Below are 24932 nucleotides of genomic sequence, written 5' to 3' on the forward strand. Positions count from 1 at the left end.
CAGTGTCAGCTGGCCACATGGATGCCAATGCTCAAACCGCCTCCCGCAATACCCACAGAAACGTCTGTCCCGTGGTGTTGGCGGGCGGTCTGTCCAGTCGCATGGGGCGCGACAAGGCGCTGCTAGAATTACCAGATGGCGAGACGTTATTGTCCCGCGCGCAGACGTTGCTGGAAGGGGTGAAGCCGCCTGCGGGCGTATGCTTTGCCCCGGTCCTGATCAGCGGCGATCGCGCCAATGGTATTCCGGATCGTGTGCCGCGGGCAGGGCCGCTGGGAGGACTGCACGCCATTGCGCATCGGCTCAGAGAACTCAGCAAGGGTGAGCAGCCCTGTGATGCGCTGCTGGTGATCCCGGTGGATATGCCGTTGCTGGGCGCCGGGGAGTTGCAGACCCTGTGTGCCACTGGTCGGGGTGTGGAACAGGCGGTGTGCTTCGGCGACTACTATCTGCCCGCCTGGCTGCCGCTGACCGATCGCACCGTGCGGTATCTGGATGCGGCCGCCGCCGGAGAAGCCATTGGTTCCATGCGTGCTCTTTACGGCTATCTGGGCTGCAGGCAGTTACCGGTGCCGGTGGGTGACTGGCACCTGAACGCCAATCGCCCGGAGGACTTTGCCCGTATCGTCGCGGTGTTTGATCGTTGACCGGTATGTAATTGTGGCGAGACTCCAGGACCGTGGCTCTGGGGGTGGAAAGCGATTGCGGGTGAAAGCGGATGAATCCATTGGAACCGGGACGCATACTGTGAATTGGCCGCTGCACTGGAAGCTGAGTCCGATCTTGCTCGCGGTTTTGCTACTGGCCAGTTGTGGCCCGCGCCCGCCGGCGACCCTCAAGGTTGCGGTGGCGGCGGGATTCCTGCCCGCACTCGCGGCCCTGCGCGGCGAGTTTGAACAGCAGTGTGGCTGTCGTCTGGAAGTCACCGCCGGAGCCAGTGGCCTGCTCTATAGCCAGATTCGCGAAGGCGGGGAATACGATGTATTTCTCTCCGCCGACAGCGACCGCCCCCGGCAGTTGCAACAGGCATCCCTGATTGTGCCAGCCAGCCGCCAGACCTACGCCCGCGGTCAGCTCGCGCTGTGGGTCAGCCGGGATATCTCCCGCGATCACAATTCCGGCTTTTCCACCCTCGCCAGCCTTTCCAGTGAAGAACTGACACCGCGCCAGCTGATCCTGTTGCTCGGCCGCGGCAAACACCGGGTGGTGGTGGCCGATCCGCAACTGGCCGCAGATGGGCACAGCGCGGTAAGCATGTTGAAGAAGCTGCGACTTTGGCCGCGTTTGCGCAGCCGCATGATCTACGCCGGCAATGCCGGCCACGCCCAGATCATGCTGGTGCAGGGGGAGGGAGAGATGGGGCTGATTCCCCACAGCCTGGCGCTGGCTTCCGGCAACCGTGGGCAGTATATGCGGGTCCCTCAGCGTTTTTACCCGGCTCTGAATCATCAGTTGGTCATTCTCCGCAGCACCCGCGAGCGCACCCTGGCAATCCAGTTTGTGCAGTTTCTACGCTCGGATCGGGTACAGGCCCGTTTATCCGACCTCGGATTTGTGCGCGGAAAATAACGCCAATTGATATCAGTGGCGCCTATTTCGGATATCGGTTTCAGTGATTACGGTTTCAGGTAAAACCAATATCGAGGTAATCAAACTGGCAAATATTTGGTTTTAACTGTTACCTATTCCAATATTGACTGATAACTATTTCAAAGGGTTATTCTCAAGTTAAACTCTTTGGAATACCTGATTAAAGAATTCCTTATATGAAATGAAAAGTGCGATGCAAACGTTTATGTTCGGGATAAGAGGATTGTCGGAAATCGCCTGCTTTAAGCACATTTCAGGCAAAAATTCGGCAATGTTGTCACGTTGGCAACCGTATGTGCGGTTTTTTGAGCGATTTTCCGCAGTTCTTAATAGAATTCCACAAAACGAGTAATAAGAATCCTCTATTTCCTATATCCGGATATTTTCCCTTTAATGCTCGGCTCTCTTCACGAATACTGTGGTCGCCAATACTCCGGTCATGAATTCAGACGCGGGAATGTTCTTAGTGGAATATTTCTTTTCACGGCCCGTATTAATCTGTCCGGTTTCAGGATTAAATGTCCGCTGTATTCGAGGGATTGACCTTCACAAGAAAAGCTCCGCTTTCCGGAGCGCAATAAAAATGAGAAATCAATAAAACGGGAGCACAAACGGTGATTATTGCCATACCAAAGGAGACAGCGCCGGGAGAGGCGCGGGTCGCGGCAACGCCAGCCAGCGTTAAGCGATTACAGGCGCTGGGCTTTGACGTTGTAATCGAGAAAGGCGCGGGGGAAGCGGCCAGCTTTCCCGACGCAGAGTATGAAAAGGCGGGTGCGAAACTCAGTGACAGCGCCGCCGACTGCCTGGGGCAGGCGGGCATCGTACTGAAAGTACAGCAGCCCAGTGATGAGGAGCTGGACCTGATCCCCAGTGGCGCCACCCTGGTGGCGTTCCTGAAGCCGGCCCAGAACGAAGCGCTGCTGAAGAAGTTTGCCGACAAAAACATCAATGCGCTGGCGGTGGAGTCCATCCCGCGTATTTCCCGCGCGCAGAAAATGGACGCACTCAGCTCCATGGCCAACATTGCTGGCTACCGCGCGGTGATCGAGGCGGCGCACGAGTTTGGTCGCTTCTTTACCGGCCAGATTACCGCGGCGGGCAAGGTTCCGCCGGCCAAGGTACTGGTCATTGGCGCCGGTGTTGCGGGCCTTTCCGCCATCGGTACCGCCAAGAGCATGGGTGCCATTGTGCGCGCCTTCGATACCCGCCCGGAAGTCCGCGAGCAGGTAGAGTCCATGGGAGCGGAATTCCTCACCGTGGAGATCGAGGAAGACGGTTCCGGCTCTGGCGGTTATGCCAAGCAGATGTCGAAGGAATTCATCGATGCGGAAATGGCCCTGTTCCGTGAACAGGCCAAGGAAGTGGACATTGTCATCACCACCGCCCTGATCCCGGGCAAACCGGCCCCCAAACTGTGGCTGGCGGACATGGTGGAAACCATGGCCGAGGGCTCAGTGGTTGTGGATCTGGCGGCGGAAATGGGCGGTAACTGCGATTTCACCGAGGCGGACCAGAAGGTGGTCAAGAGTGGCGTGACTATTCTCGGTTACACCAATCTCGCGAGCCGGGCCGCTACCCAGTCTTCCACCCTGTATGCCACCAACCTGTGTCATCTGTTGACGGACATGACGCCGGAGAAGGATGGCCAGATCACCATCAATTTCGAGGACGAGGCCATCCGCGGTGCCACCGTGGTGAAGGAGGGGGAAATCACCTGGCCGCCGCCCGCGCCGAAAATCTCTGCCGCGCCGCAGAAGCCGAAAGAGCCGGAGCCGCAAATCGACGTGGAACCGAAGCCGGAGAAGAAAACCTCACCGCTGTCGCTGGTGGCCTTCTGGGCCATTGCCGGTGCACTGCTGCTGGGGCTGGGTAAATCTGCCCCGGCGGACTTCGTGGCCCACTTCACCGTGTTTGTATTGTCGATCTTTATCGGCTGGCAGGTGATCTGGAATGTGTCCCACGCGTTGCACACGCCGCTGATGAGTGTGACCAACGCCATTTCCGGCATCGTCATTGTCGGTGCGCTGTTGCAGGTGGGAGCCACCGGTTCCTTCCTGGTGACGGTGCTCGCGTTTATCGCGGTGCTGTTTGCCAGCATCAACATCTTCGGTGGTTTCTTCGTGACCCACCGCATGCTGAAAATGTTCCGTCGCTAAGGAGAAGCAGACATGAATAGTGTAATTTCCATGGCTTATCTGTTCTCCGCGGTGATGTTTATCCTGAGCCTCGGCGGACTGTCCACACATGAAACCGCGCGTCGCGGTAACTACTACGGCATGGTGGGGATGGCGGTTGCCATCATCGCCACCGTTGCCGGCGTTACCAGCGGAGCTTACCTGCCGGTCGGCATCGCCATGGGCGTCGGCGCCGTGGTGGGTATCCACCTGGCACGCAAGGTGGAGATGACCGCGATGCCACAGCTGGTGGCCCTGCTGCACAGCTTTGTGGGTCTGGCCGCGGTACTGATCGGCTGGGGCGGCTACCTGGATCCGCGCCTGGACCTGCACGGTGCCGAGCACATTGTGCACAATAGTGAGATCTACATCGGTGTGTTTATTGGTGCCATCACTCTGACCGGTTCCATCGTCGCTTTCGGCAAGCTGCAGGGGTTGATCTCCGGTAAACCGCTGATGCTGCCGGCGCGCCACTGGCTGAACCTGATCGCCATACTGGTGTGTGTGGTACTGGGAGCGCAGTTCATCCCCGCCGACCAGAGCTCCACCACTATCATCAACCTGCTGGTGATGACCTCCATCGCACTGCTGTTGGGTATCCACCTGATCGCGGCGATCGGCGGTGCGGACATGCCGGTGGTGATCTCCATGCTGAACAGCTACTCCGGCTGGGCGGCGGCAGCCACCGGCTTCATGCTCAGCAACGACCTGCTGATTGTGACGGGTGCCCTTGTCGGTTCCTCCGGTGCCATCCTGAGCTACATCATGTGTCGCGGTATGAACCGTTCCTTTATCAGCGTGATCCTGGGCGGCTTCGGCTCCGATGGCGCGGACGTCAGTGGTGAAGGTGAAGAGCAAGGCGAAGCGGTTGCCACCACCCACGACGAGCTGGCGGACGACCTCAAAAACGCCGACAGCGTAGTGATCGTGCCCGGATTCGGTATGGCCGTGGCCCACGCTCAGCAGGCGGTGAGCGACCTCACCGACAAGCTTCGCAAAGCGGGCAAGACCGTACGTTTCGGTATTCATCCGGTAGCGGGCCGCCTGCCCGGACACATGAACGTACTGCTGGCGGAAGCCAATGTGCCTTACGACATCGTGCTGGAGATGGAAGAAATCAACGACGACTTTCCGGAAACCGACCTAGTTCTGGTGATCGGCGCCAACGACACCGTCAACCCGGATGCGGTGGAAAAACCCGGTTCTCCCATCGCCGGTATGCCAGTGCTGGAAGTGTGGAAGGCGGGCAAAGTGGTCGTGCTGAAGCGCTCCATGGCCTCCGGTTATGCCGGCGTTGCCAACCCGCTGTTCTACAAAGACAACTCGCGCATGCTGTTCGGCGATGCCAAAGACAGCCTGCAGAGTGTGTTGGGTAAAATGGCTGGCGCATGATGATAAGCGCCTGACGCAACCTGCGTCAGAGGTTCTCTAAAAACGGGCGGGCCCTTCGGGGCTCGCCCGTTTTTTGTTTGCGGGGTCACTGTTTGCTGAAGCCGTTGTTAGATGAAGATGAGAAGTAAGAGACGACAGGGGAGGGGGTAGATAAGGGGGATAGTACAGGAGGACAGTAAAGGGATTGAGACTGGTCGGACAGAGTAGTAAAGTGGACAGGCCAATTTGCTCGGAGCACTAGACACGACATCCGGTCGCCGCTGGTTGGCGTCGGTGATAACCTTGAACGCTGCTTTTACAAATCAGGTCTATAACAAAAAAGTCAGACTATGAACCGAAACCTTTCCTGCACCGTTCGAACCGCCCTGTTTACCTCCAGTGTCTCCTTGATTGTCTCCCTGCTCACCGCTTGTGGTGGCGGAGGCGGCTCCTCTTCAGATCCGGATACCGGCGGCCCCGCGCCGGGGCCGAAGCCCGTGTCGGTAACTTTTGCTGGTGACAGCAACGCCGATCGCTACGACTCTGTGGGGGTTGTCGCCGCTGTTTCCGAATCCGGCTACCACCGTTTTGAATGGGAGCAGATTGCCGGGCCCAAGGTGCCTCTCGCCGGTCAGGGCACCGCCGGGATCAGCTTCGACGCGCCCGCCGCCGATACCTATGCATTCAGTTTTACCGCCACCAACCGCCAGGGCGACAGCGTCTCGGACACCTACAGCCTGTGGGTGTCCCCGGGCGACGATGATGTCCGCGCACACCTGCGGGCGGACCGCGCGGTGAGTGAAGGCGCAGAGTTCTCCCTGCGTCTGACCGCCAGCGGTCTGTATACGGAGCCTGACGACTGGAATATCCGCCAGGTGTCCGGCCCTACGGCCACCGTTGAGTTTGACGATTACGAGGTGGTGGCGTTTGTCACCGCGCCCAAGGTGTCAGGAGACCGGGTGCTGGAATTCGAGGCGGAGCTGCAAGTGGATGGCCGCCGGATTACGGATACCGCCTATGTGGTGGTGCAGGACCGCCCCGAGGTCACCAGTGAATATTTTTGTGATGGCAGTGGTGAATACTGCGGCACTGACTCGCCTCTGAATAACGTTTACACCTACCGCAGCGACAGCCCCTACCGGGATTATCTCGCGGACTGTGTCTATTCCAATCAGCTCACCGACGAACGCTTCTGTACTCTGGGAGCGCTGCCGCTGATCGGTATGCAAAGCGACATGCCCACCGTGGACCAGATCATGGATCACGTGCTGGTCTCCCACGACTGGATGGGGCAGCGCTTTGAGACTTTCCTGCGGGAGATGGACAAGACCAATCACGATTTTGCGCGTCTGCTGCGGTCCACCACCGCGATCGTCATTTCCAGCGATATCCGCCCCTCGTTCTACTGGCAGCTCACCGGCGCCATCTATCTGGATCCGGACAGCCTGTGGTTGACCCCGGCTGAGCGGGACGTGATCAACGAGCAGCCGGATTACCGCAGTGGCTTCGGTTCCGCACTGCAGTTCGCCACGCCCTGGCGCTACGTGAAAAACAACAATTACGCGTTCACCAGCTACCCGGTGGCGAATCGGGAAAGCCGTACTCTGCAGGAGGTGGAACTCGATTTGGGATCTCTGATGTATCACGAACTGGCCCACGCCAATGACGCCATGTCGCCGGCCAGAATCGATGCCGGCCTGGATGAGAGCGAAATTTTCTTCAATGAGGCCTCTTCCGGTGACCCGGTCAATGAGTATGTGGCCAGCATCAATCCGCTGTTGTCCCAGCCACTGTTTGATCTGGCAGAGGTGCGTTACGCCGGTGCCGAGGCCAGTGAAATGCAGAAGAGTTATCTGGCAGAGGATATCGCCGACTTTTTCTTTCCCGATACCGCCAACGATTTCTATGCCTATTCCTCAAAGTGGGAAGACACCGCGATGCTGTTCGAGGAGACCATGATGAGCCTGCGCTACGGCATCCAGCGGGATATCGCGGTCACCAACCAGCCGAATTCGCCCTATGCCGAGGATTATGTGGTGGCCCAGGGCCAGCGCAACCGCATTGGTGATGAGAATATTCGCGAGCGGGCCAAGGCTGCTGTTTATGAACTGCTGCCGGAAGCTGGGCCCCAGGCGGAGGATCACCTGCTGGGACTGACGCCGATCAGCCTTTGCGCCGGTGAAAACTGGGTGCAAAACCTGAATCCGTCCTGCGCCGGCAGCTACGGCGTACTGCGCTACGAGGTATCCAAACCCAATGCAAAAGCCCCTATGCCGACACAGCTACCTCGGAGCTTCAATCCGCCCACGCGGTTCTGACTTTGCGTAGCCCGGGAATACCAGCAGTCCGGCGAACACAGATAAAAAACTCGAAGAAGGAGAGTGTGATGACGAGAACCTTTAAATCCCTATCAAAACAGCTGCTACTACTGGGCAGCCTCGCCCTCGGCGCGTCCAGTGCGTTGGCGGCGGAAGAGGCCGCCGAGCGCGAGACCACCAAGGTATTCATGGCCGGTGACTCCACCATGTCCATCAAGGATATCAAGGACTACCCGGAAACCGGCTGGGGCGTGCCCTTTGCGGTATTTTTTGAAGACGGTATCGAGGTGGACAACCGGGCCCGCAATGGCCGCAGTACCCGCACCTTTATCGAGGAAGGCCGCTGGGCCGGCATCATGGAAGAACTGCAGGCGGGAGATTACGTCGTCATCCAGTTCGGCCACAATGACGAGTCCGAAAGCAAAAAAGACCGCTACACCACGCCCAAAGAATACAAGGCCAACCTGGCGCGCTTTATCAACGATGTACGCGCGGCAGATGCCGAACCGATCCTGATGTCTCCCATCACCCGTCGCTATTTTGACGGTGCCAACAAGATCAAGCACACCCATCCCTACGCGCCGTTGGTGCGCGAAGTGGCTGCGGAAGAAGATGTATTCTTCATCGATATGGAAGTGGTGACCCGGGAATATTTCCAGGTCATGGGAGATCGGGACAGTGCCCTGCGCTTTATGCACATCGCCCCGGGCAAGCATCCCAATTATCCGGTGGGTGTGCGCGACGATACCCACTTGAACCATATGGGCGCGCGGGAAGTGGCGCAGTTGGTTCTGGATGAATTGCGCAAGCGCGAGCATCCACTGAGCAAACGCCTGCGGACACCGGATCCGAAGCACCTGGCTTTAAAATACTGATTTGACCGAGTAGAGTGCTGAGAATCTTTCAGCACTCTGCTCGTCTTTTATTGCTCGCCTTGCGTTCTCCCTTTTTAATTTTCCTGCTGCATCTGCTTGAAGTCCGGGAACGCATTTTCCCCCAGGACTTTCCCATCCACCGCTTTTCCGTAGTAACCGGGATGATTGTGATACCGTTTGCGCAATGCTTCCACGTCGCCCTCAAAGCGCGGGTCCTGCGGGCGCTCCCGTGAATTGATATACGCCGCTACATCCCACGCCTGCTGCGGTGTCAGCTGGATACCTTTGCCCAGCGGCATATTCTCGTGGATAAACGCCGCCGCGGTGTTGACCCGGTGCATGCCTGCGCCCCAGTTGTAGCTGTCTTTCCCCCACAACGGCGGCAGGTTGTGAACCCCTGCGGCTTCGTAGCCCTGACCGTCCGGGCCGTGACAGGCCATGCAGTGGGCGGTATACACTTCCGCGCCTTTTTCCGGCGAATAGTCGCGCGCAGGCTTGTCCAGCTTCGGGTAACCGCGCCCCGGCAGTTTGTCCCGCTGGTCCACCGGCAGCGCCCTGGCGATGTCGACGGGCAGCGGGAAGTCTTCCCGTTTGGCTCCGGTTACCAGGTCCGTGTCGGAGATTTCCGGGACCTCGCCATTGATGCCAAAGTGATCCATCAGCCCGCCCATGGCCAGCCAGTAGGCGTAGGCGGCAATGGCGATCATTTCCGGGCTGTCGGCCGGTGGCGGGGCGCCGTTGGTGGAATAGGTGAAGCAGCCCTGAACGCGTTCGGCAAAACTGTTTACCTTGTCGTTTTTCTTGCGGTAGGCGGGGTAGGCGAAATAGGCCGCCCACAGGGGCGCGGCATTGGCGCGGCGCCCGGCATCCATATGGCAGTGCACGCAGTTGAGCGCGTTGCCCACATATTTGCCGCGCAGTTCCTGGGTGTTCACAAACAGTTGATAGCCGCGCTTCACTTTATCGCCAAACGCGCCTTCGGGAATCTGCTCCAGAGGGCGCGGCTGGATTCTGGGCAGGCCGGAGTCCGCATCCGGGTTCGGAATCGGCGCCTGGCGGTCCGGTAATTCGGTATCGGGCTGGCCCGATTCGCCGCGGTCACAGGCGGTGAGTGTCACGCCGAGCGCAACGATGAGCAGTGTGGATAGAAATTGACGCATCACTATTCTCCCTGCTGGCCGATATTGGAGAAGTAACTGGCCAGCGCGTCTATTTCTTCTTTGCTCAGTTGGCTGGTGATCTTTGTCATCACCTTGTCCTGGTCGGTGGTGCGTTTGCCGCTTTTCCAGTCCTGCAATTGTGCGCTGAGGTATGCCTCCTGCTGTCCGGCGAGGGGCGGAATATTCCCGGAGCCGATTCCGGAGGCGCCGTGGCAGGTGACACAAGCGGGTATCTCGCGGGACCAGTCACCCTGATAGGCGAGTTTCTCCGCCGGGTTGCGGAATACCACCTGAGTACCACGGAGTTTGGGGGTGATTGGAGGCAGTGGCCGTGAGGAAAAGTAGGCGGCGATCCTGTTCAGCACCGGGTCTGTGACTTCCCCGGACAGCACATGCATGGTGGTGTTTTTGCGCTTATCGGCCTGGAACCCGTGCACCTGCTCGCGGAAGTACTCCACCGGCAACCCGGCGAGGCGTGGCCCCAGCCCCGGGCGTCCTTCCCCCTGAAGGTCGTGGCATTCAACGCAGACTTCGGCTTCTTTGGGGAAACCCGGAATATCGCGGGTGGCGTCGCCTACTGGTTCCGGCGGGGTGGGGGTGGTGTCTTGCTGGGGGGTGAAAGGTTCACCGCGGGGTTTGATCCCCTCGTCCTGAGCCGTGTTGTCCTCGGCATTCTGGGCATTACCGGAAATCGCTGCCAGCAATGCACCGCAGAGCAGGGCAGGTAGCACCCAGATCTTGGGCGGAATCTTCACAGGGGGCCTCCGGTACATTGAAATACGCCTGGGAATGGCGCCTGGCGCGGGCAGTAGCTCGTTTTCAGTGTAGAGGAGTTGTCGGGATCAACCGGTGGGGCTGGATCGGGCGTCCAGCCCCGGGGCGGGGGCAGGCCGATGCTGTGCCCCGTTCAGGTGTGGTAGCCGGTGGGCAATTACGGGCGCAGCAGGTTGGATAGCCGTGCGTTGGGCTTCTCGGCCTTGCGGAAGATCAGCGCGATCTTGCCGATTTCCTGCACCAGTTCGGCGCCGCTTTTCTGGCACAGTTCTGCGATCACTTCGCGGCGTACATCGCGGTCATTCACCGCCAGTTTCACCTTGATCAGCTCGTGATCTTCCAGTGCGCGGTTCAGTTCTTCGAGCACCCCTTCGGTCAGTCCCTTGTCGGCAACGGTGACCACCGGCTTGAGGTTATGACCGACTGTGCGCAGGGCTTTTTTACGCTCGGCGGTTAAAGGCATACAATACTCCATCCTTACAGCAGGATTTCCAGTAGGATTAGTGGCAGGCTCCGTCCGTCAGGTTCGAGAAAACCGAGAGAATCGGGAGATTCGAAAGAACGGGGGGCTTGCGAGTGGCACGGCTGATGGCAGTCTGTGTCTCCTGCCCGATCAACCCTTTGACGATGTATTGTAACTGATGGGCCGATCCAAGAGCAGCCATCGCTGGCTGCGTGAACATTTTAACGACCAGTACGTCAAACAGTCCCAGAAGGAAGGCTACAGATCCCGTGCTTCCTACAAGCTGCAGGAACTGCAGGACAAAGACCGACTGATCAAACCCGGCATGACCGTGGTGGACCTCGGCGCCGCCCCCGGCGGCTGGTCCCAGGTGGCGGCGGAACTGGTGGGTCACAAAGGCCGTGTGCTGGCCTCGGATATCCTCGAAATGGACGCCCTCGCCGGGGTCGAGTTTGTGCAGGGGGACTTTACCGAAGAATCGGTATTCGAAACCCTGCTGGAAACCCTCGGCGAAGAGCGCGCCGACCTTGTGATTTCTGATATGGCCCCCAATATGAGTGGAGTGCGTGCTGTAGATCAGCCGGCCTCCATGTATCTGGTGGAACTGGCGGTGGACATGGCCGGTCATGTACTGAAGCCGGGCGGTGCCTTTGTGGCCAAAGTGTTCCAGGGCGAGGGTTTTGACGAACTCTACCGCGACCTGCGCGCCCGCTTCCAGACCGTGGTGACCCGCAAGCCCGGTGCATCCCGGCCGCGCTCACGAGAGGTCTACGTGGTGGCCAAAGGCTTCAAGGGATGACCCGCTCACAGATTCGCCGGCCGAAAGTTTGGGCGCCGGCGTCTCTGTGTGTTAAAAGGCTGTGGTTTGACCGGCGACCGCCTGAAGGCACAAAAGGAAGGCGGTCAGGACGGTAGCGGATTTGCAACCAGCCGATAGCACAGCTATCTGGTGTAGGGAGCCGATCGCAGTAAGGCGTCGTAGAAGCACACCGCAAGGCTGAACCCGGCCCGTCACCACGGGTCCTGTTCGGCGCCAGACCGGCGCCGACACAATCGATTTATACCGCCGCCTATACTGGGTGGAATGGATGTACCTGCAAAGGCAACGGCAAGAGGGCAATCCCTTTGAATGATATGGCAAAGAATCTGGTGTTGTGGTTGATCATCGCGGCGGTGCTGCTGATGGTCTTTCAGAATTTCAAACCGCAATCCCGGGACGAATCCATCAACTATTCCGCCTTTGTGGAGGACGTTCAGGCCGGTCAGGTGAAAAACGTACTGGTCGACGGCCTGGTCATCACCGGCGAAAAAGCCGATGGCAGCCACTTTAAAACCATCCAGCCGCAGATCATTGACGATGAACTGATCAACGAGATGGTGCGCAGTGGCGTGCAGTTCAACGGCCGCGAGCCCGAATCCCCCAGCATCTGGCAGCAGCTGCTGGTGGCCAGCTTCCCGATCCTGATCATCATTGCCGTGTTCATGTTCTTCATGCGCCAGATGCAGGGCGGCGCCGGCGGGCGTTCCGGCCCCATGTCCTTTGGCAAGAGCAAGGCGCGCCTGCTGGGTGAAGACCAGATCAAGACCACCTTCGCCGATGTGGCCGGGGTGGATGAAGCCAAAGAAGACGTGCAGGAGCTGGTGGAGTTCCTGCAGGACCCATCCAAGTTCCAGCGTCTCGGCGGTGCCATTCCCCGCGGCGTACTGATGGCGGGCCCTCCCGGTACCGGTAAAACCCTGCTGGCCAAGGCGATTGCCGGTGAGGCCAAGGTACCGTTCTTCTCGATCTCCGGTTCCGACTTCGTGGAGATGTTCGTGGGTGTGGGTGCCTCCCGGGTGCGCGACATGTTCGAGCAGGCCAAAAAACAGGCTCCGTGCATCATCTTTATCGATGAGATCGACGCCGTAGGCCGTCACCGCGGCGCCGGTATGGGCGGTGGCCACGACGAGCGCGAGCAGACCCTGAACCAGTTGCTGGTGGAAATGGACGGCTTTGAAGGCAACGAGGGCGTGATCGTCATCGCCGCCACCAACCGTCCCGACGTACTGGATAAGGCCCTGCTGCGCCCGGGCCGTTTCGACCGCCAGGTATTCGTCGGCCTACCGGATATCCGCGGCCGTGAACAGATCCTCAAAGTGCACATGCGCAAAGTGCCGATGGAAGAGCATGTGGACCCGCAGACTATCGCCCGTGGCACCCCCGGCTTCTCCGGTGCGGACTTGGCCAACCTGGTGAACGAGGCCGCGCTGTTTGCCGCCCGCGCCAACCGCCGCATGGTGAGCATGGAAGAGTTCGAACGCGCCCGCGACAAGATCATGATGGGTGCCGAGCGCAAGTCCATGGTGATGAACGAAAAAGAAAAGACCAATACCGCGTACCACGAAGCCGGCCACGCCATTATTGGTCGCCTGGTGCCGGAGCACGACCCGGTGCACAAGGTCACCATCATTCCCCGCGGCCGTGCTCTTGGGGTGACCCAGTTCCTGCCGGAAGAGGACAAGTACAGCCTGTCCAAGCGCGCCCTGGAATCCCAGCTGTGCTCCCTGTTCGGTGGCCGTATCGCCGAAGAGATGACCCTGGGAGCGGACGGAGTGACCACCGGTGCCTCCAACGATATCGAGCGCGCCACGGATATCGCCCGCAACATGGTGACCAAGTGGGGCCTGTCGGAGAAACTCGGCCCGCTGCACTACGGTGAAGATGAGACCGGCCAGCCCGGACATGGCAACCCGGTATCCGGCAATACGTCTAACGAGATCGACACCGAGGTGCGCCGCATCATCGACACCTGTTACGAGCGCGCGGAGACCCTGCTGCAAGAGAACCGCGATATTCTCGAAGCAATGAAAGACGCTCTGATGGAATACGAGACCCTGGATGCGGAGCAGGTGGACGATCTTATGGCCCGTCGCAAAGTGCGTCCGCCCAAGGACTGGCACGACAACGACTATGGTGGTGGCGGCCCGGCGGAAAAAGTTTCCGACGTGCCACCCAAGCCGTTAGACGATGCCAAAGACGGCGATACTCCGGTGGGCGGCCCGGTCAACGACCACTGACCCGGCGCACTCTCGTCCCCGTCGGGACGCCTGAAGCTCAGGCTCCCGTCCGCAAAAGCGGGCCTCTGGCCCGCTTTTGCGTGCTGGCTTTCCAGCTAGTGGCATGTCAATCCAAGCCTGTAAGTCTAAATCTTTAAAATAACTTCCTGCTGAGCGGTATCCCTCCCATGCAACTAACCTGCGGCAAGCGCATTCTGGATCTCTCCCGCCCACAAGTAATGGGCATCCTGAATACCACTCCGGATTCCTTCTCTGACGGCGGCAGCTATTACGCGCAAGGCGGCCTCGACCTGGAGCTCGCGCTGCGACGCGCCGAGCAGATTTGCAGCGAGGGCGGCGCTATCATCGACATCGGCGGCGAATCCACGCGTCCCGGTGCCGCAACAGTGACCGAGCAGCAGGAACTGGAGCGGGTGGTGCCGGTAGTGGAAGCCATCGCCCAACGCCTGGATGTGGTGATTTCGGTGGATACCAGTACCCCCGCCGTCATGCGCGAGTCCGCGAGCGCCGGCGCCGGCCTGATCAACGACGTGCGCGCGCTCAAACGAGACGGTGCGCTGGAAACCGCCGCTGAGACCGGGCTGCCGGTTTGCGTGATGCATATGCAGGGCGAGCCCGGCTCCATGCAGTCCAACCCCGAGTACACCGACGTGGTGGCAGAAGTGCGTGCGTTTCTCGACGAGCGCCTGGCAGCCTGCATCGCCGCCGGCATTCCCCGCGAGCGGGTGATCTACGATCCGGGATTCGGCTTCGGCAAAAACGACGAACACAACCTGACACTGCTGCGCCGTCAGCGTGAACTGGCGCCGGAAGATATTCCGCTGCTGGTGGGCATGTCGCGCAAATCCATGATCGGCCGCCTGCTGGACCGCCCCGTGGACGAGCGCCTGCCCGGCAGCCTGGCGCTGGCGATGCTGTCTGCCCAGCGCGGTGCTGGTATTATCCGCGTACACGACGTGGCGGAAACCGTAGACGTGCTGAAATTACAGCAGATGGTCGACTGTCCCTGATGTCGATTTGAAAGAAAAAGAAATTGATCAGTACGAGTGCGTACCAATGAGAAGTAAGAGAGTTTAAAGATGGCGAGAAAGTATTTTGGCACCGACGGCATCCGCGGGCAGGTAGGCGAAGGCGCCATTACCCCGGATTTCATGCTGCGCCTCGGCTATGCCGCGGGCAAGGTGCTGGGCGCCACCAACCAATCCGGCGGTCGCAACCGTATCCTGATCGGTAAAGACACCCGGGTATCCGGCTACATGTTCGAGGCCGCGTTGGAAGCCGGCCTGATCAATGCCGGTGTCGATGTCGGCCTGCTGGGCCCCATGCCCACCCCGGCCATCGCCTATCTCACCCGCACCTTCCACGCTCAGGCGGGGATCGTGATCAGTGCCTCCCACAATCCCTACCAGGATAACGGCATCAAGTTCTTCAGTGCCGACGGCAGCAAGCTGCCGGATCAGGTAGAGCAGGATATCGAGGCCGCGCTGGACCTGCCTATGGTCACCGCCAAAGATCTCGGCAAGGCCTGGCGCATCGACGATGCGGTGGGCCGCTATATCGAATTCTGCAAGGCCAGCACACCCTGGCGCTACTCCCTCGAAGGGCTCAAGATCGTGCTTGATTGCGCCAACGGCGCCACCTATCACATCGCCCCCAAGGTATTCCGCGAACTGGGCGCGGAGGTGCACGCCATCGGCATTCAGCCGGACGGCGTGAACATCAACCTCGATTGCGGTTCCACCAAACCGGAGCAGCTGCAGAAGGTGGTGGTTGAACAGGGCGCGGATCTCGGTATCGCCTTCGATGGTGACGGCGACCGGGTCATGTTCGTGGACAGCAGGGGCAACCTGATCGACGGCGACCAGCTGCTGTTCCTCATCGCCATCCACCGCCAGCAGTTCCTCGGCGGTTGTAACGGCGTGGTGGGCACCCAGATGAGCAACTACGGTTTTGAGCTGGCCCTGAAAGAGCGCAAGATCCCGTTTGTTCGCGCCAAGGTGGGCGACCGCTATGTGCTGGAGATGATGAGCAAGAATGGCTGGCACGTGGGCGGCGAATCCTCCGGGCATATCGTCTGTACCGATGTCACCACCACCGGCGACGGCATCATCTCCGCGCTGCAGGTGTTGCGCGCGGTGAGCGATTTCGGTGAGCCGCTGGATCAGCTCAGCCAGCGCATGCAGATGCTGCCCCAACACATGATCAATGTCCGTCTCACCAGCCGCGACGGGGTGCTGGAGAATGCCCGGGTGATCAAGGCGGTAGAAGAGGCGGAAGGCGAGCTGGCGGACAACGGCCGCGTGCTGTTGCGCCCGTCCGGCACCGAGCCATTGATCCGGGTCATGGTCGAAGGCAAGGATCACGCCCTGGTGGAGAAGCTGGCCGCGGATATCGCCGCCGTAGTGGAGCAGGCCGGCAACGCCTGAGGCCCGTTCCCCGGCCCGATTTCCGCCGATCGTCGGCGGCGCGCTGGAAGTTGTTGATTAACCGGTAAATATTGCGCGTCGCTGGTTGTATGTTGCCGGCAATGTCGCTAAGATTTGCGCCCCTTGGAGGAGCACACATGCGCACACCCCTAGTAGCTGCCAACTGGAAAATGCACGGAACCAAGGCATTTGCCGACCAGTTGCTGGCGGCGCTGGCCGAAGGGCTGGCATCCGATGAGTGTTCCACCAGCGTGGTGATCTGTCCGCCTTTCCCCTACCTGACCCAGGTGGCGGAAGCCGGAAGTAGCAGACTGCAACTGGGGGCGCAGAACCTCAGCGAGCATGCCAGTGGTGCATTTACCGGCGAAGTATCCGCCGAGATGCTGCAGGATTGCGGCGTCCGTTATGTGATTGTTGGTCACTCCGAGCGGCGCAGCCTGTACGGCGAAAGCAGTGCCCTGGTCGCGGACAAGTTTGCCGCCGCTAAAGGCGCCGGCCTGATCCCGATCCTGTGTGTGGGCGAGTCCCTCGAGGAGCGGGAATCCGGCAAGACCCTCGATGTGGTCGCCGAGCAGATCGCCGCGGTAAGCCAGCTTAATCTGGCGGATACTTGGCACAATGCCGTGGTTGCCTACGAGCCCGTCTGGGCCATCGGCACCGGCAAGACCGCAACGCCGGAACAGGCCCAGGAAGTGCACCGGTTTATCCGCGAGCAACTGGGCGACAAAGGCGCATCCGTACAAATCCTGTACGGGGGCAGCGTTAAGAGTGCAAACGCTGCAGAACTGTTCGCCCAGGCGGACATCGATGGAGCCCTGGTGGGCGGCGCCTCTTTAAAGGCGGAAGAGTTTGTAAGTATCTGTCGCGCGGCGGGTTGAGTGCCAGTTTTAACCTGGCCACCGCGGGCAGCGAGTAAATTTCATTTATGGGCCAAGGCCCGAGCAACAGGTTTTCTGGACAATGGAAAAACTGGTATTGATCGTCCATATCCTGACAGCACTGGCCATCATCGGCCTGATTCTGCTGCAGCAGGGTAAAGGCGCAGAAGCCGGTGCCTCTTTCGGCGCGGGTGCTTCCAACACCGTATTTGGTAGCCAGGGCAGCGGAAATTTCTTTTCCCGCTTGACAGGAATTCTGGCAACCGTATTCTTCGTCACCAGCTTCGGCTTGGCCATCCTCGCCAGCCGCGACGAAGCACCGGCAATCGACGGCATGCCGCAAGTACCGGCCGCAGTCGAATCCAGAGAGCAGTCCGGTGACGCACCGGCCGCTTCCGACGACATCCCGGAAGTGCAGCAGGAAGCCCCGGCTTCCGACGAGCTGCCCTCCGTAGAGGAAGCGCCGCAAGCCGAACTGCCGGAAGCCGGCAGCGAAGCAGAAACTGAGGAGCAGCCTCAGTAAGCCGAAAGGCTTAAATCAAAAACGAAAGTTTTTGCCCAGGTGGTGGAATTGGTAGACACGCTATCTTGAGGGGGTAGTGAGCTATGCTCGTGCGGGTTCAAGTCCCGCCCTGGGCACCACATCAAAAGCCGGATCGTTCGACCGGTTTCTTCCGAAAGCCCCGCATTGCGGGGCTTTTGTGTTCCTGAGGGTGCGTTTCGCCCACTCCAGCAGCCGTTCTTCATTCTTATTTACCCAATGGATTCTTCCTTACTTGTTTCTATAATTAGAGTTTATATTTTTCCGTATTTAGGTACTTTAAGTACCCATATTGAAAAATAATTAAACAAAATTATCGATTGGGTTTAAAAAATTTCCTATATTGGCACTATGAGTACCCTAAAAGAGTCAAAATAAGGCCAAGGTATCCCCCAAGGGCCCGGATCGCGGTGTCGACGTTATAGCCTCACCTGACGGCCTTGGCCTTACTCAGCCGCGCATCAAGGCGGAGGTAAAGCACCGCGATGGATCCATGGGTGCCCCGGCAATCCGCGGATTTATCGGCGCGCTGAGGGAAGGGGATTCCGGCCTGTTCGTCAGCACGGGGGGCTTCAGCCGAGAGGCGCGCTACGAGGCCGACCGTTCTACTTTCCCGCTCACCCTAGTCGACCTCGACGATCTGGCCGATTTGATTGTCAGCCACTACGAGAGTTTCGATTTGGAAGGCCGGGCACTGGTACCACTTGTGCGGATCTACTGGCCGGTTGATTAATTAGATGGCCCTTTATTTCGCGTGGTTTCGCTGATACGAAAGCGATTCAATGAAATCGCTTAACTTGGTCAGTTCTTCACTTTCAATGAGTCATTTGCATTGAGCCGTAAAGTCCTTTTCGTCTAGCCAGGCTTCCTCATTCCCACAGGGATCAAACTGTAGGAATACATCGTTGACTGCCTCAGATTCCGAGAATTCCATACAGCGAGCAATGGCGGCCTGTGGGCCATTCTTGGTGGTGAATCCGTCTGGCTTCCATTCCTTCAATTGAGTTCTCAAGGCGTCATATGCGGCGAGATCCACATTGCCTAAATAGACATTCGCAGAGCGATTGGCGTCGGCCATTATTGACTCTTCACTGAAAGAAGATCCCAGGCAGATGGCAGTGGCGTACTTGCGGAAATCCTGTTCTTCTTTGGTGGTTTTCTGATTATCTGATGCAGTGCTTTTGCTGCAGGCAGAGAGCAGACAGAGACTCAGAAAGAGGAGTGCCTGCTTTTGAGTTCCCATAAATAGGCCTTTTGGGATATTGGAAAGTAGCATTTATCGGAACAGGCGTTGCCGTTCCAGATAGTGGCGTGCCCCTCCAGATGAGAGTGTGAGAGCTCTGAAATTTCACGATCTGGTCCAGAGTCCGGAATCTGGACCAGTGCATTCAGGGTTTATGCAGCAGTCAAGGAGCGCTTTTTTGCCTACTGTTGGGGGAGAAACGGCAGTGTGCGAAGTTTGTCTACACACCCTCCACATTATGATAAACCGCCTGCACATCCTCTAAGTCATCCAGCATGGCGGTAAACTTCTCGAACAGCGCCACATCATCCCCGCTCACCGTGGTATACGTCTGCGGTACAAACTGAATTTCGTCCACCTCAAAATCGATCTCACCAAACGCTTCAATTAACGCCTGCTTGGCTTTGTTGTAGTCGGTATGTGGGGCGAAGACGGAGAGTTTGCCGTCCTCATTCTCGATATCGGTCACATCCACATCCGCTTCCATCAGCGCTTCCAGTACCGCTTCTTCGTCATCGTGTTTGAACACGAGGATGGCCAGGTGATCGAAGCTGTGGCTGACGGAACCTTCGGTGCCGATCTTGCAGTGGGTTTTGGTGAAGGCCTGGCGCACGTCACCAAAGGTGCGGTTGGGGTTGTCGGTGAGACATTCGATGATGGCCATGCAGCCGCCGGGGCCGAAGCCTTCGTAGCGGGCGCGGGCAAAGTCTTCACCGGCACCGCCTTTGGCTTTGTCGATGGCTTTCTCGATGACGTGGCTGGGCACCTGGTCTTTCTTGGCGCGCTCGATCAGGCTGCGGAGCGCGAGGTTGCCGTTGGGGTCGGTGCCTCCAGACTTTGCGCTCACGTAGATTTCGCGGCCATAGCGACTGTAGACCCGGGCCTTCATGTTCGAGGTCTTGGCCATTGATTCTTTGCGGTTTTGGTAAGCTCTGCCCATGGGTGGGTGCTCCGGTATCTCTGGTATCCGATAGAGCGATGATTTTAATGGCGGCGCCGGGGGAAATGAAGCGATTCGGGGCCTAAAAAAAGACCGGCGCTAGTGGTTTACCAGGCCGGTCAAAAAGACAGGGTAGGTGTTAATACCCTTGAGTGAACATCGTTTGGCGGGGCCGGTTTTAGCCGGCCTTCGCGTTTACTGCCTCCGCTGAATCTGCCACTTTCAATGCCTTGAGCTGGTTCCACTGCAATCCACGTCGGGTTTGCTTTTCTGCTGTACCGGTTCCCGTTGCCACCAGTGCAATCATTTCCGCGGTAATGGAGACCGCCACTTCCATGGGACGTTTCCCGGGTACATCCGTGCGCCCGACCGGGCAGCGGATGGAGCCAATCTCTTCTTCACCGAATCCCCGCTGCTGCAGCCGTTGTTGAAAACGCACCGCTTTGGTCTGCGATCCGATCAGACCGATGGAGGCCGGCGCTTTGCCGTTACGTTGTTGTTCGAGCAGCTTCCAGCACAGGTCAAAGTCCAGCGCGTGATTGTGAGTGAGGATCAGCACGTGGGCGTTGTGGCAGAGTTCCGCGGCATCGCCTGCCGGGTCGTCGGTGTGATGCACGGTGACATTGGCCGGCACTTCAGTGGGAAAGGTTTCCGCACGGGAATCCACCCAGGTGATCTGCCACGGGAGTTGGCCGGCAATGGTCATGATGGCCTGGGCCACATGGCCCGCACCGAATACCACCAGGCGTGCATCACTGCTGCCATGGGCCTCGAGCAATACCGCCACACTGCCGCCGCAGCACTGCCCCAGGCTGGCGCCCAGGGGGAAGTGCGAGAGGTCAAAGCCGTATTCTCGCTGCTCGAGGCGTCCGCGGGCGCGCTCGATGACCTTGTACTCCAGGTGGCCACCACCAATGGTGTCGAACGTATCGGTGGTGGTGATCACCATTTTGCTCGCGGGCTCCCGCGGCACAGAGCCGGCTACCCCGAGTACCGTGACCAGTACGTAGGGTGTTCCACGTTGTTCGCAGTCTGCCACGGCCTTGTGCCAGGGGAGGGATTGCATCATGCCGGTGCACCTTTCCTGTTACCTTCCTTTTCACCCTTATGTGCGGTGTCTTTTGCGCGCTGTTGCTCCAGCCACTCCTGGGTGCGGGTAACGGCGCCGAGCACGCGTTCCGGTGTGGCGGGTGTGTCCAGCGGTGTGCTGTGACGGTAGTCGGCAACACTGGCGACGGCGTCGCGCAGCGCGGACCACACCGACATGCCAAGCATAAATGGCGGTTCGCCCACGGCCTTGGAGCGGAACACCGTGGCCTCTTTATTGGGACTGTTTTCCAGCAGGCTGACACGGAAGTCCAGCGGCGCGTCGGATACGGCGGGGATCTTGTAGGTGGCCGGCCCGTTGGAGAGCAGGCGGCCGTCGTCCGCGTACACCAGTTCTTCGGTGGTCAGCCAGCCGGCGCCCTGGATAAACGCGCCTTCAATCTGGCCGATATCGATTGCCGGGTTCAGGGACTGGCCCACATCGTGAAGGATATCCGAGCGCAGAATGCGGTACTCCCCGGTGAGGGTATCCACAATCACTTCGGAGCAGGCGGCACCGTTGGCGTAGTAGTAGAACGGTCGGCCCTGGCCGGTGTTGCGGTCGTAGTGGATTTTGGGGGTTTGGTAGTAGCCGCTGGAGAACAGCGGGATGCGCGCGGTGTAGGCGCCCTGCACAAACTCGGCCCAGTCCACGGCGTGTTCGCCAGCGATGACCTGGTTGTTGGCAAAACGCACTTCGCTTGCGTCCACACCGAACTTTTGTGCGGCGTAGTCGGCCAGATTGGCTTTGATTTTTTCACAGGCATCCAGCGCCGCCATGCCGTTAAGGTCCGAGCCGGAAGAGGCGGCGGTGGGGGAGGTATTGGGGACCTTGTCGGTGCGGGTGGAAGTGACCTTGATCCGCTCGAGATCCACCTGGAACGCTGCTGCGACGACCTGCGCGACCTTGATATACAGCCCCTGGCCCATTTCGGTACCGCCGTGGTTCACCAGGATGCTGCCATCGGTGTAGATATGTACCAGCGCGCCGGCCTGGTTCAGGTGCTGCACGGTAAAGGAAATACCGAACTTCACCGGCGTGAGGGCAATGCCCCGTTTCAGCACCGGGTTGTCGCGGTTGAAGGTGACAATCTCTTCGCGGCGCTTGCGGTAGTCGGCGCTGATTTCCAGTTTTTCCATCAGCTCCGCCAGCACATGCTGTTCCACCACCTGACCGTAATGGGTGGTGTCGCGTCCCGGACGGTAGAGATTGCGTTTGCGGATATCCAGCGGATCCTGGCCCAGGTGACGGGCGATATCGTCCATGGCCATTTCAATGGTCATCATGCCCTGGGGACCGCCGAAGCCGCGGAACGCGGTATTGGATACCGTGTGGGTTTTACAGCGGTGACCGGTGACACGCGCGGGGCCGAGACTGTAGGCATTGTCCGAATGGAACATGGCGCGGTCGACGATGGCATCGGACAGATCCGGGGAGTAACCACAGCGGCCGGCGACCATTATGTCGGCGCCCTGCAATACACCGTCGTCATCAAAACCGATGTCGTAGGTGTTGTAAAAGTCGTGACGTTTACCGGTCTGCACCATATCGTCGTAACGGGCGAGGCGGTACTTCACCGCGCGGCCGGTGTGTCGGGCCAGTAGCGCGGCCACACAGGCGAGCGGTGCGGCCTGGGTTTCCTTGCCGCCGAAGCCGCCACCCATACGGCGGACTTCCGCGGTGACTTCGTGAATCGGCAGGCCGAGTACTTCTGCCACCAGGGTCTGCACTTCCGACGGGTGCTGGCTGGAGGTGTGGACGTGTACGCCCGCATCTTCACTGGGCTCTACCAGACAGGCCTGGCTTTCCAGATAAAAGTGTTCCTGGCCGCCCACGTTGATGGCGCCCTGCAGGCGATGGGGGGATTCGTTTAGTGCTTTTTCAAAATCCCCTCGCTGCTGGGTGTGATCCGGACGCACGAACAATTGTTTTTCCAGCGCGTCGTGCACGGTGACCGCGTGATCCAGTGGCTCGTATTCCACTTTTGCCTGGCGCGCGGCCTGGCGCGCGGCGCGCAGGCTGGTGGCGGCGACGGCGAACAGGGGTTGGCCCACGTGTTCCACCAGGCCGTTGGCGAGCACTGGATCGCCGGGGAACACCGGGCCGATATCGATATGCCCGGGGACATCGTCCACGGTAAGCACGGCCACCACACCGGGGAAAGCGCGCACCGCAGACAGGTCCATGGATTTGATCTTGGCGTGGGCGTGGGTGCTGTGCCCCACCGCCGCGTGCAGTACACCTTCCGGTTCCGGCATGTCGTCGATATAACGGGCTTCGCCGCGCACATGCTTCCACGCGCTGTCGTGCATGGCAGAATTGCCGGCGACACCGCGGGCGCTGTTGGCGTGGCCCGCGGGGTTTGGGGTGCGATCGATTTCCGGGAGTTTACGCATATTCGGTCACCATCAGCGGTTTTTTCTGGTTCTGGTCGTGGTGTTGGACGGGCTTGAAGTCACTGCGCGCGGAGTCGAGTAAAGCGCGGCGCAGCAGGTTGCCGGCCACCTGCTGGCGGTAGGCGGCGGAACTGCGCACGTCACTCATGGGGGTGAAATCACGGTCCAGCGCAGCAATGGCATTGGCCACGGTGCTCAGTGTCCACGGCTGGCCGCGGAGCGCGTTTTCCGCATGGGCCGCACGCTTGGGAATGGCAGCCATGCCCCCAAAGGCGAGCCGGCAATCTTCCACAATGGCGCCGTCGAGCCGGAACCAGAATGCGCCCAGCACTGCGGAGATATCGTCGTCCAGACGTTTGGAGATCTTGTAGATCAACAGCTGTTCGTCCGCCGCCGGTGCAGGAATCCACACCCCGCGAATAAATTCGTTTTTGCGCAGATCGGTTTTTTTGTAATCGTGGAAAAAATCCTGAATCGGTAAACGGCGTACGCCGTCCACGCTGTCCAGTTCCAGCTCTGCGCCGAGGGCGATCAGCGCCGGCGGCATATCGCCGATGGGAGACGCGTTGCCGATATTGCCACCCACGGTGCCGCGGTTGCGGATCTGCAAGGAGCCGAGGCGTTCCAGCATGGTGTGGAAGTGCGGCCAGCGGCTGGCCAGTGCGTGCTGCGCGGCGCGATAGCTGGCGGCGGCACCGAGGTAGAGCCCGTCTTGCTGCTCGCGGATCTGCTGCAGTTCGGGAATATTGTTCACCCCGATCACATGTTCCAGGTCTCTCAGGAGCTGGGTGATTTCCAGAGACAGATCGGTGGCACCGGCCACCAGTCGCGCTTCGGGGAATTCTGCGCGCAACTGGCGCAGTTGTTCGAGACTGTTAGGGGCATCGTAGCGTCGGCCGGATTCGGCGGTGATGGAAACGCTTTTGTTCTGTACCTGTTTCAGGGTGGCGATCATGTCCGGGTGCTGCAGCCAGGCGGGGCCGCGCAGGTCGATCTCGGAAGAAGACGTTTTCTGCTCGGCCCCGTCAGCCGGTTCCCAGCTCTGCACTGCCGCCTTGCGCCCGGCTTCCACAATCGGACGGTAGCCGGTGCAGCGGCACAGGTTTCCGGAGAGGGATTCCATCAGCGCCGCGTCGTCTGAGGTTTTGCCAGTGGCGACGCTTTCGGTGTGCAGTGCGAACAGGGACATGATGATGCCCGGGGTACAGAAGCCGCACTGGGCACCGTGGCATTCCACCATTTCTTTTTGCACCGGGTGCGCCGGTTCCGTCTGCAGGCCATCCACACTGATCAGGTGTTTGCCGTGCAGGCTGCCCACCAGGGCGATGCAACTGTTGACCGCGTCGTAGCGCAGTCGGTCGCCGGTGCCTGTGGATTTCTGGTCGGATGGTTCAAGGCTACCGATGGCCACGGTACAGGCACCGCAGTCTCCGGAAGCACAGCCTTCTTTGGTTCCGGTCAGGCGGGCTTGTGTGCGCAGCCATTCCAGCACGGTGAGGTTGGGGTCGACGCTCGCCAGCTGCTGATGCCGACCATTCAGATAAAACTCGATCACTGTTATCCCCGCATTTCTCGTTTGCTTATTGGTTTTGCGACGGTTCTTGCCGGCTCACTGGTTAGTTTCTGGTTCCAGGTG

The 24932-nt window shown here is 59.6% G+C and carries 20 protein-coding genes, 1 tRNA gene and 1 pseudogene; 14 read left to right on the forward strand and 8 right to left on the reverse strand.

All coding sequences use genetic code 11. From position 1 onward, the window contains the following. Positions 1–17 precede the first annotated feature (17 nt). The 6 genes from mobA to LPW13_RS01315 all read left to right on the forward strand — a co-directional run bounded on the left by mobA (position 18) and on the right by LPW13_RS01315 (position 8331). Entirely contained in the window at positions 18–647 is a 630-nt protein-coding gene (gene mobA / locus LPW13_RS01290) for a molybdenum cofactor guanylyltransferase (protein ID WP_230437648.1), read from the forward strand. 100 nt (positions 648–747) lie between these two features. Continuing rightward, complete coding sequence (gene modA, locus LPW13_RS01295; protein ID WP_230437649.1) at positions 748–1569, forward strand: molybdate ABC transporter substrate-binding protein; 822 nt, start codon at positions 748–750, stop codon at positions 1567–1569. A gap of 635 nt (positions 1570–2204) precedes the next feature. Then, complete coding sequence (locus LPW13_RS01300) at positions 2205–3749, forward strand: Re/Si-specific NAD(P)(+) transhydrogenase subunit alpha (protein ID WP_230437650.1); 1545 nt, start codon at positions 2205–2207, stop codon at positions 3747–3749. 12 nt (positions 3750–3761) lie between these two features. After that, positions 3762–5159: a Re/Si-specific NAD(P)(+) transhydrogenase subunit beta gene (gene pntB, locus LPW13_RS01305; RefSeq protein WP_230437651.1), complete on the forward strand. Its 1398-nt coding sequence runs from the start codon at positions 3762–3764 to the stop codon at positions 5157–5159. 329 nt (positions 5160–5488) lie between these two features. Continuing rightward, positions 5489–7456 carry a hypothetical protein gene (locus LPW13_RS01310; protein ID WP_230437652.1) on the forward strand — a complete coding sequence of 656 codons (1968 nt, stop codon included), beginning with the start codon at positions 5489–5491 and terminating at the stop codon, positions 7454–7456. Positions 7457–7524: 68 nt separating this feature from the next. Beyond that, the gene (locus LPW13_RS01315; protein WP_230437653.1) at positions 7525–8331 is read left to right on the forward strand and encodes a rhamnogalacturonan acetylesterase; all 807 of its coding nucleotides are present in this window, start codon (positions 7525–7527) and stop codon (positions 8329–8331) included. Positions 8332–8405: 74 nt separating this feature from the next. Here the strand turns inward: LPW13_RS01315 and LPW13_RS01320 are convergent, their stop codons facing one another. The 3 genes from LPW13_RS01320 to yhbY all read right to left on the reverse strand — a co-directional run bounded on the left by LPW13_RS01320 (position 8406) and on the right by yhbY (position 10728). Then, the gene (locus LPW13_RS01320) at positions 8406–9491 is read right to left on the reverse strand and encodes a c-type cytochrome (RefSeq protein ID WP_230437654.1); all 1086 of its coding nucleotides are present in this window, start codon (positions 9489–9491) and stop codon (positions 8406–8408) included. A 2-nt stretch (positions 9492–9493) separates the two neighbouring features. Beyond that, complete coding sequence (locus LPW13_RS01325) at positions 9494–10246, reverse strand: c-type cytochrome (protein WP_230437655.1); 753 nt, start codon at positions 10244–10246, stop codon at positions 9494–9496. A 176-nt stretch (positions 10247–10422) separates the two neighbouring features. Continuing rightward, positions 10423–10728 (reverse strand): ribosome assembly RNA-binding protein YhbY, encoded by a 306-nt coding sequence (gene yhbY / locus LPW13_RS01330; RefSeq protein WP_230437656.1) that lies wholly within the window; start codon positions 10726–10728, stop codon positions 10423–10425. Positions 10729–10906: 178 nt separating this feature from the next. Between yhbY and rlmE the strand changes: the two genes are divergently transcribed. The 8 genes and pseudogenes from rlmE to LPW13_RS01370 form a co-directional block, all read left to right on the forward strand. Continuing rightward, positions 10907–11527, forward strand: coding sequence for a 23S rRNA (uridine(2552)-2'-O)-methyltransferase RlmE (gene rlmE / locus LPW13_RS01335; RefSeq protein ID WP_230437657.1), 621 nt, complete (start codon positions 10907–10909; stop codon positions 11525–11527). 335 nt (positions 11528–11862) lie between these two features. After that, positions 11863–13785 (forward strand): ATP-dependent zinc metalloprotease FtsH, encoded by a 1923-nt coding sequence (gene ftsH / locus LPW13_RS01340; protein ID WP_230437658.1) that lies wholly within the window; start codon positions 11863–11865, stop codon positions 13783–13785. 167 nt (positions 13786–13952) lie between these two features. After that, entirely contained in the window at positions 13953–14795 is an 843-nt protein-coding gene (gene folP, locus LPW13_RS01345) for a dihydropteroate synthase (RefSeq protein ID WP_230437659.1), read from the forward strand. A 69-nt stretch (positions 14796–14864) separates the two neighbouring features. After that, entirely contained in the window at positions 14865–16211 is a 1347-nt protein-coding gene (gene glmM, locus LPW13_RS01350; protein WP_230437660.1) for a phosphoglucosamine mutase, read from the forward strand. Between the two features lie 137 nt (positions 16212–16348). Further along, positions 16349–17089 (forward strand): triose-phosphate isomerase, encoded by a 741-nt coding sequence (gene tpiA / locus LPW13_RS01355; protein WP_230437661.1) that lies wholly within the window; start codon positions 16349–16351, stop codon positions 17087–17089. A gap of 82 nt (positions 17090–17171) precedes the next feature. Beyond that, complete coding sequence (gene secG / locus LPW13_RS01360) at positions 17172–17612, forward strand: preprotein translocase subunit SecG (protein WP_230437662.1); 441 nt, start codon at positions 17172–17174, stop codon at positions 17610–17612. 33 nt (positions 17613–17645) lie between these two features. Further along, positions 17646–17731, forward strand: a tRNA-Leu gene (locus LPW13_RS01365). 290 nt (positions 17732–18021) lie between these two features. Next, positions 18022–18363, forward strand: a pseudogene (locus LPW13_RS01370) (restriction endonuclease); the annotation flags it as partial. A 90-nt stretch (positions 18364–18453) separates the two neighbouring features. Here the strand turns inward: LPW13_RS01370 and LPW13_RS01375 are convergent. The 5 genes from LPW13_RS01375 to xdhA all read right to left on the reverse strand — a co-directional run bounded on the left by LPW13_RS01375 (position 18454) and on the right by xdhA (position 24851). Next, positions 18454–18873, reverse strand: a complete 420-nt coding sequence (locus tag LPW13_RS01375) for a hypothetical protein (protein WP_230437663.1) — start codon at positions 18871–18873, stop codon at positions 18454–18456. A gap of 220 nt (positions 18874–19093) precedes the next feature. Continuing rightward, positions 19094–19813, reverse strand: coding sequence for a YebC/PmpR family DNA-binding transcriptional regulator (locus LPW13_RS01380; protein ID WP_230437664.1), 720 nt, complete (start codon positions 19811–19813; stop codon positions 19094–19096). A gap of 178 nt (positions 19814–19991) precedes the next feature. Next, positions 19992–20882, reverse strand: a complete 891-nt coding sequence (gene xdhC / locus LPW13_RS01385) for a xanthine dehydrogenase accessory protein XdhC (protein ID WP_230437665.1) — start codon at positions 20880–20882, stop codon at positions 19992–19994. Further along, the gene (gene xdhB / locus LPW13_RS01390; RefSeq protein WP_230437666.1) at positions 20879–23296 is read right to left on the reverse strand and encodes a xanthine dehydrogenase molybdopterin binding subunit; all 2418 of its coding nucleotides are present in this window, start codon (positions 23294–23296) and stop codon (positions 20879–20881) included. Before xdhB ends, xdhC begins: the two co-directional genes overlap by 4 nt. Then, the gene (gene xdhA, locus LPW13_RS01395; RefSeq protein WP_230437667.1) at positions 23289–24851 is read right to left on the reverse strand and encodes a xanthine dehydrogenase small subunit; all 1563 of its coding nucleotides are present in this window, start codon (positions 24849–24851) and stop codon (positions 23289–23291) included. Before xdhA ends, xdhB begins: the two co-directional genes overlap by 8 nt. Positions 24852–24932: the final 81 nt, after the last annotated feature.

This window comes from Microbulbifer celer (assembly GCF_020991125.1).
In the GTDB taxonomy this organism is placed as follows: Bacteria; Pseudomonadota; Gammaproteobacteria; order Pseudomonadales; family Cellvibrionaceae; genus Microbulbifer; species Microbulbifer celer.

Bases quoted from the DNA above. Each gene is read 5' to 3' on its own strand.
- yhbY (WP_230437656.1), bottom strand. From the start codon at position 10,728: ATGCCTTTAACCGCCGAGCGTAAAAAAGCCCTGCGCACAGTCGGTCAT.
- pntB (WP_230437651.1), top strand. From the start codon at position 3,762: ATGAATAGTGTAATTTCCATGGCTTATCTGTTCTCCGCGGTGATGTTT.
- xdhC (WP_230437665.1), bottom strand. From the start codon at position 20,882: ATGATGCAATCCCTCCCCTGGCACAAGGCCGTGGCAGACTGCGAACAA.
- LPW13_RS01375 (WP_230437663.1), bottom strand. From the start codon at position 18,873: ATGGGAACTCAAAAGCAGGCACTCCTCTTTCTGAGTCTCTGTCTGCTC.
- secG (WP_230437662.1), top strand. From the start codon at position 17,172: ATGGAAAAACTGGTATTGATCGTCCATATCCTGACAGCACTGGCCATC.
- LPW13_RS01320 (WP_230437654.1), bottom strand. From the start codon at position 9,491: ATGCGTCAATTTCTATCCACACTGCTCATCGTTGCGCTCGGCGTGACA.
- mobA (WP_230437648.1), top strand. From the start codon at position 18: ATGGATGCCAATGCTCAAACCGCCTCCCGCAATACCCACAGAAACGTC.
- LPW13_RS01310 (WP_230437652.1), top strand. From the start codon at position 5,489: ATGAACCGAAACCTTTCCTGCACCGTTCGAACCGCCCTGTTTACCTCC.
- glmM (WP_230437660.1), top strand. From the start codon at position 14,865: ATGGCGAGAAAGTATTTTGGCACCGACGGCATCCGCGGGCAGGTAGGC.
- rlmE (WP_230437657.1), top strand. From the start codon at position 10,907: ATGGGCCGATCCAAGAGCAGCCATCGCTGGCTGCGTGAACATTTTAAC.
- LPW13_RS01315 (WP_230437653.1), top strand. From the start codon at position 7,525: ATGACGAGAACCTTTAAATCCCTATCAAAACAGCTGCTACTACTGGGC.
- xdhB (WP_230437666.1), bottom strand. From the start codon at position 23,296: ATGCGTAAACTCCCGGAAATCGATCGCACCCCAAACCCCGCGGGCCAC.
- folP (WP_230437659.1), top strand. From the start codon at position 13,953: ATGCAACTAACCTGCGGCAAGCGCATTCTGGATCTCTCCCGCCCACAA.
- LPW13_RS01380 (WP_230437664.1), bottom strand. From the start codon at position 19,813: ATGGGCAGAGCTTACCAAAACCGCAAAGAATCAATGGCCAAGACCTCG.
- tpiA (WP_230437661.1), top strand. From the start codon at position 16,349: ATGCGCACACCCCTAGTAGCTGCCAACTGGAAAATGCACGGAACCAAG.
- ftsH (WP_230437658.1), top strand. From the start codon at position 11,863: ATGGCAAAGAATCTGGTGTTGTGGTTGATCATCGCGGCGGTGCTGCTG.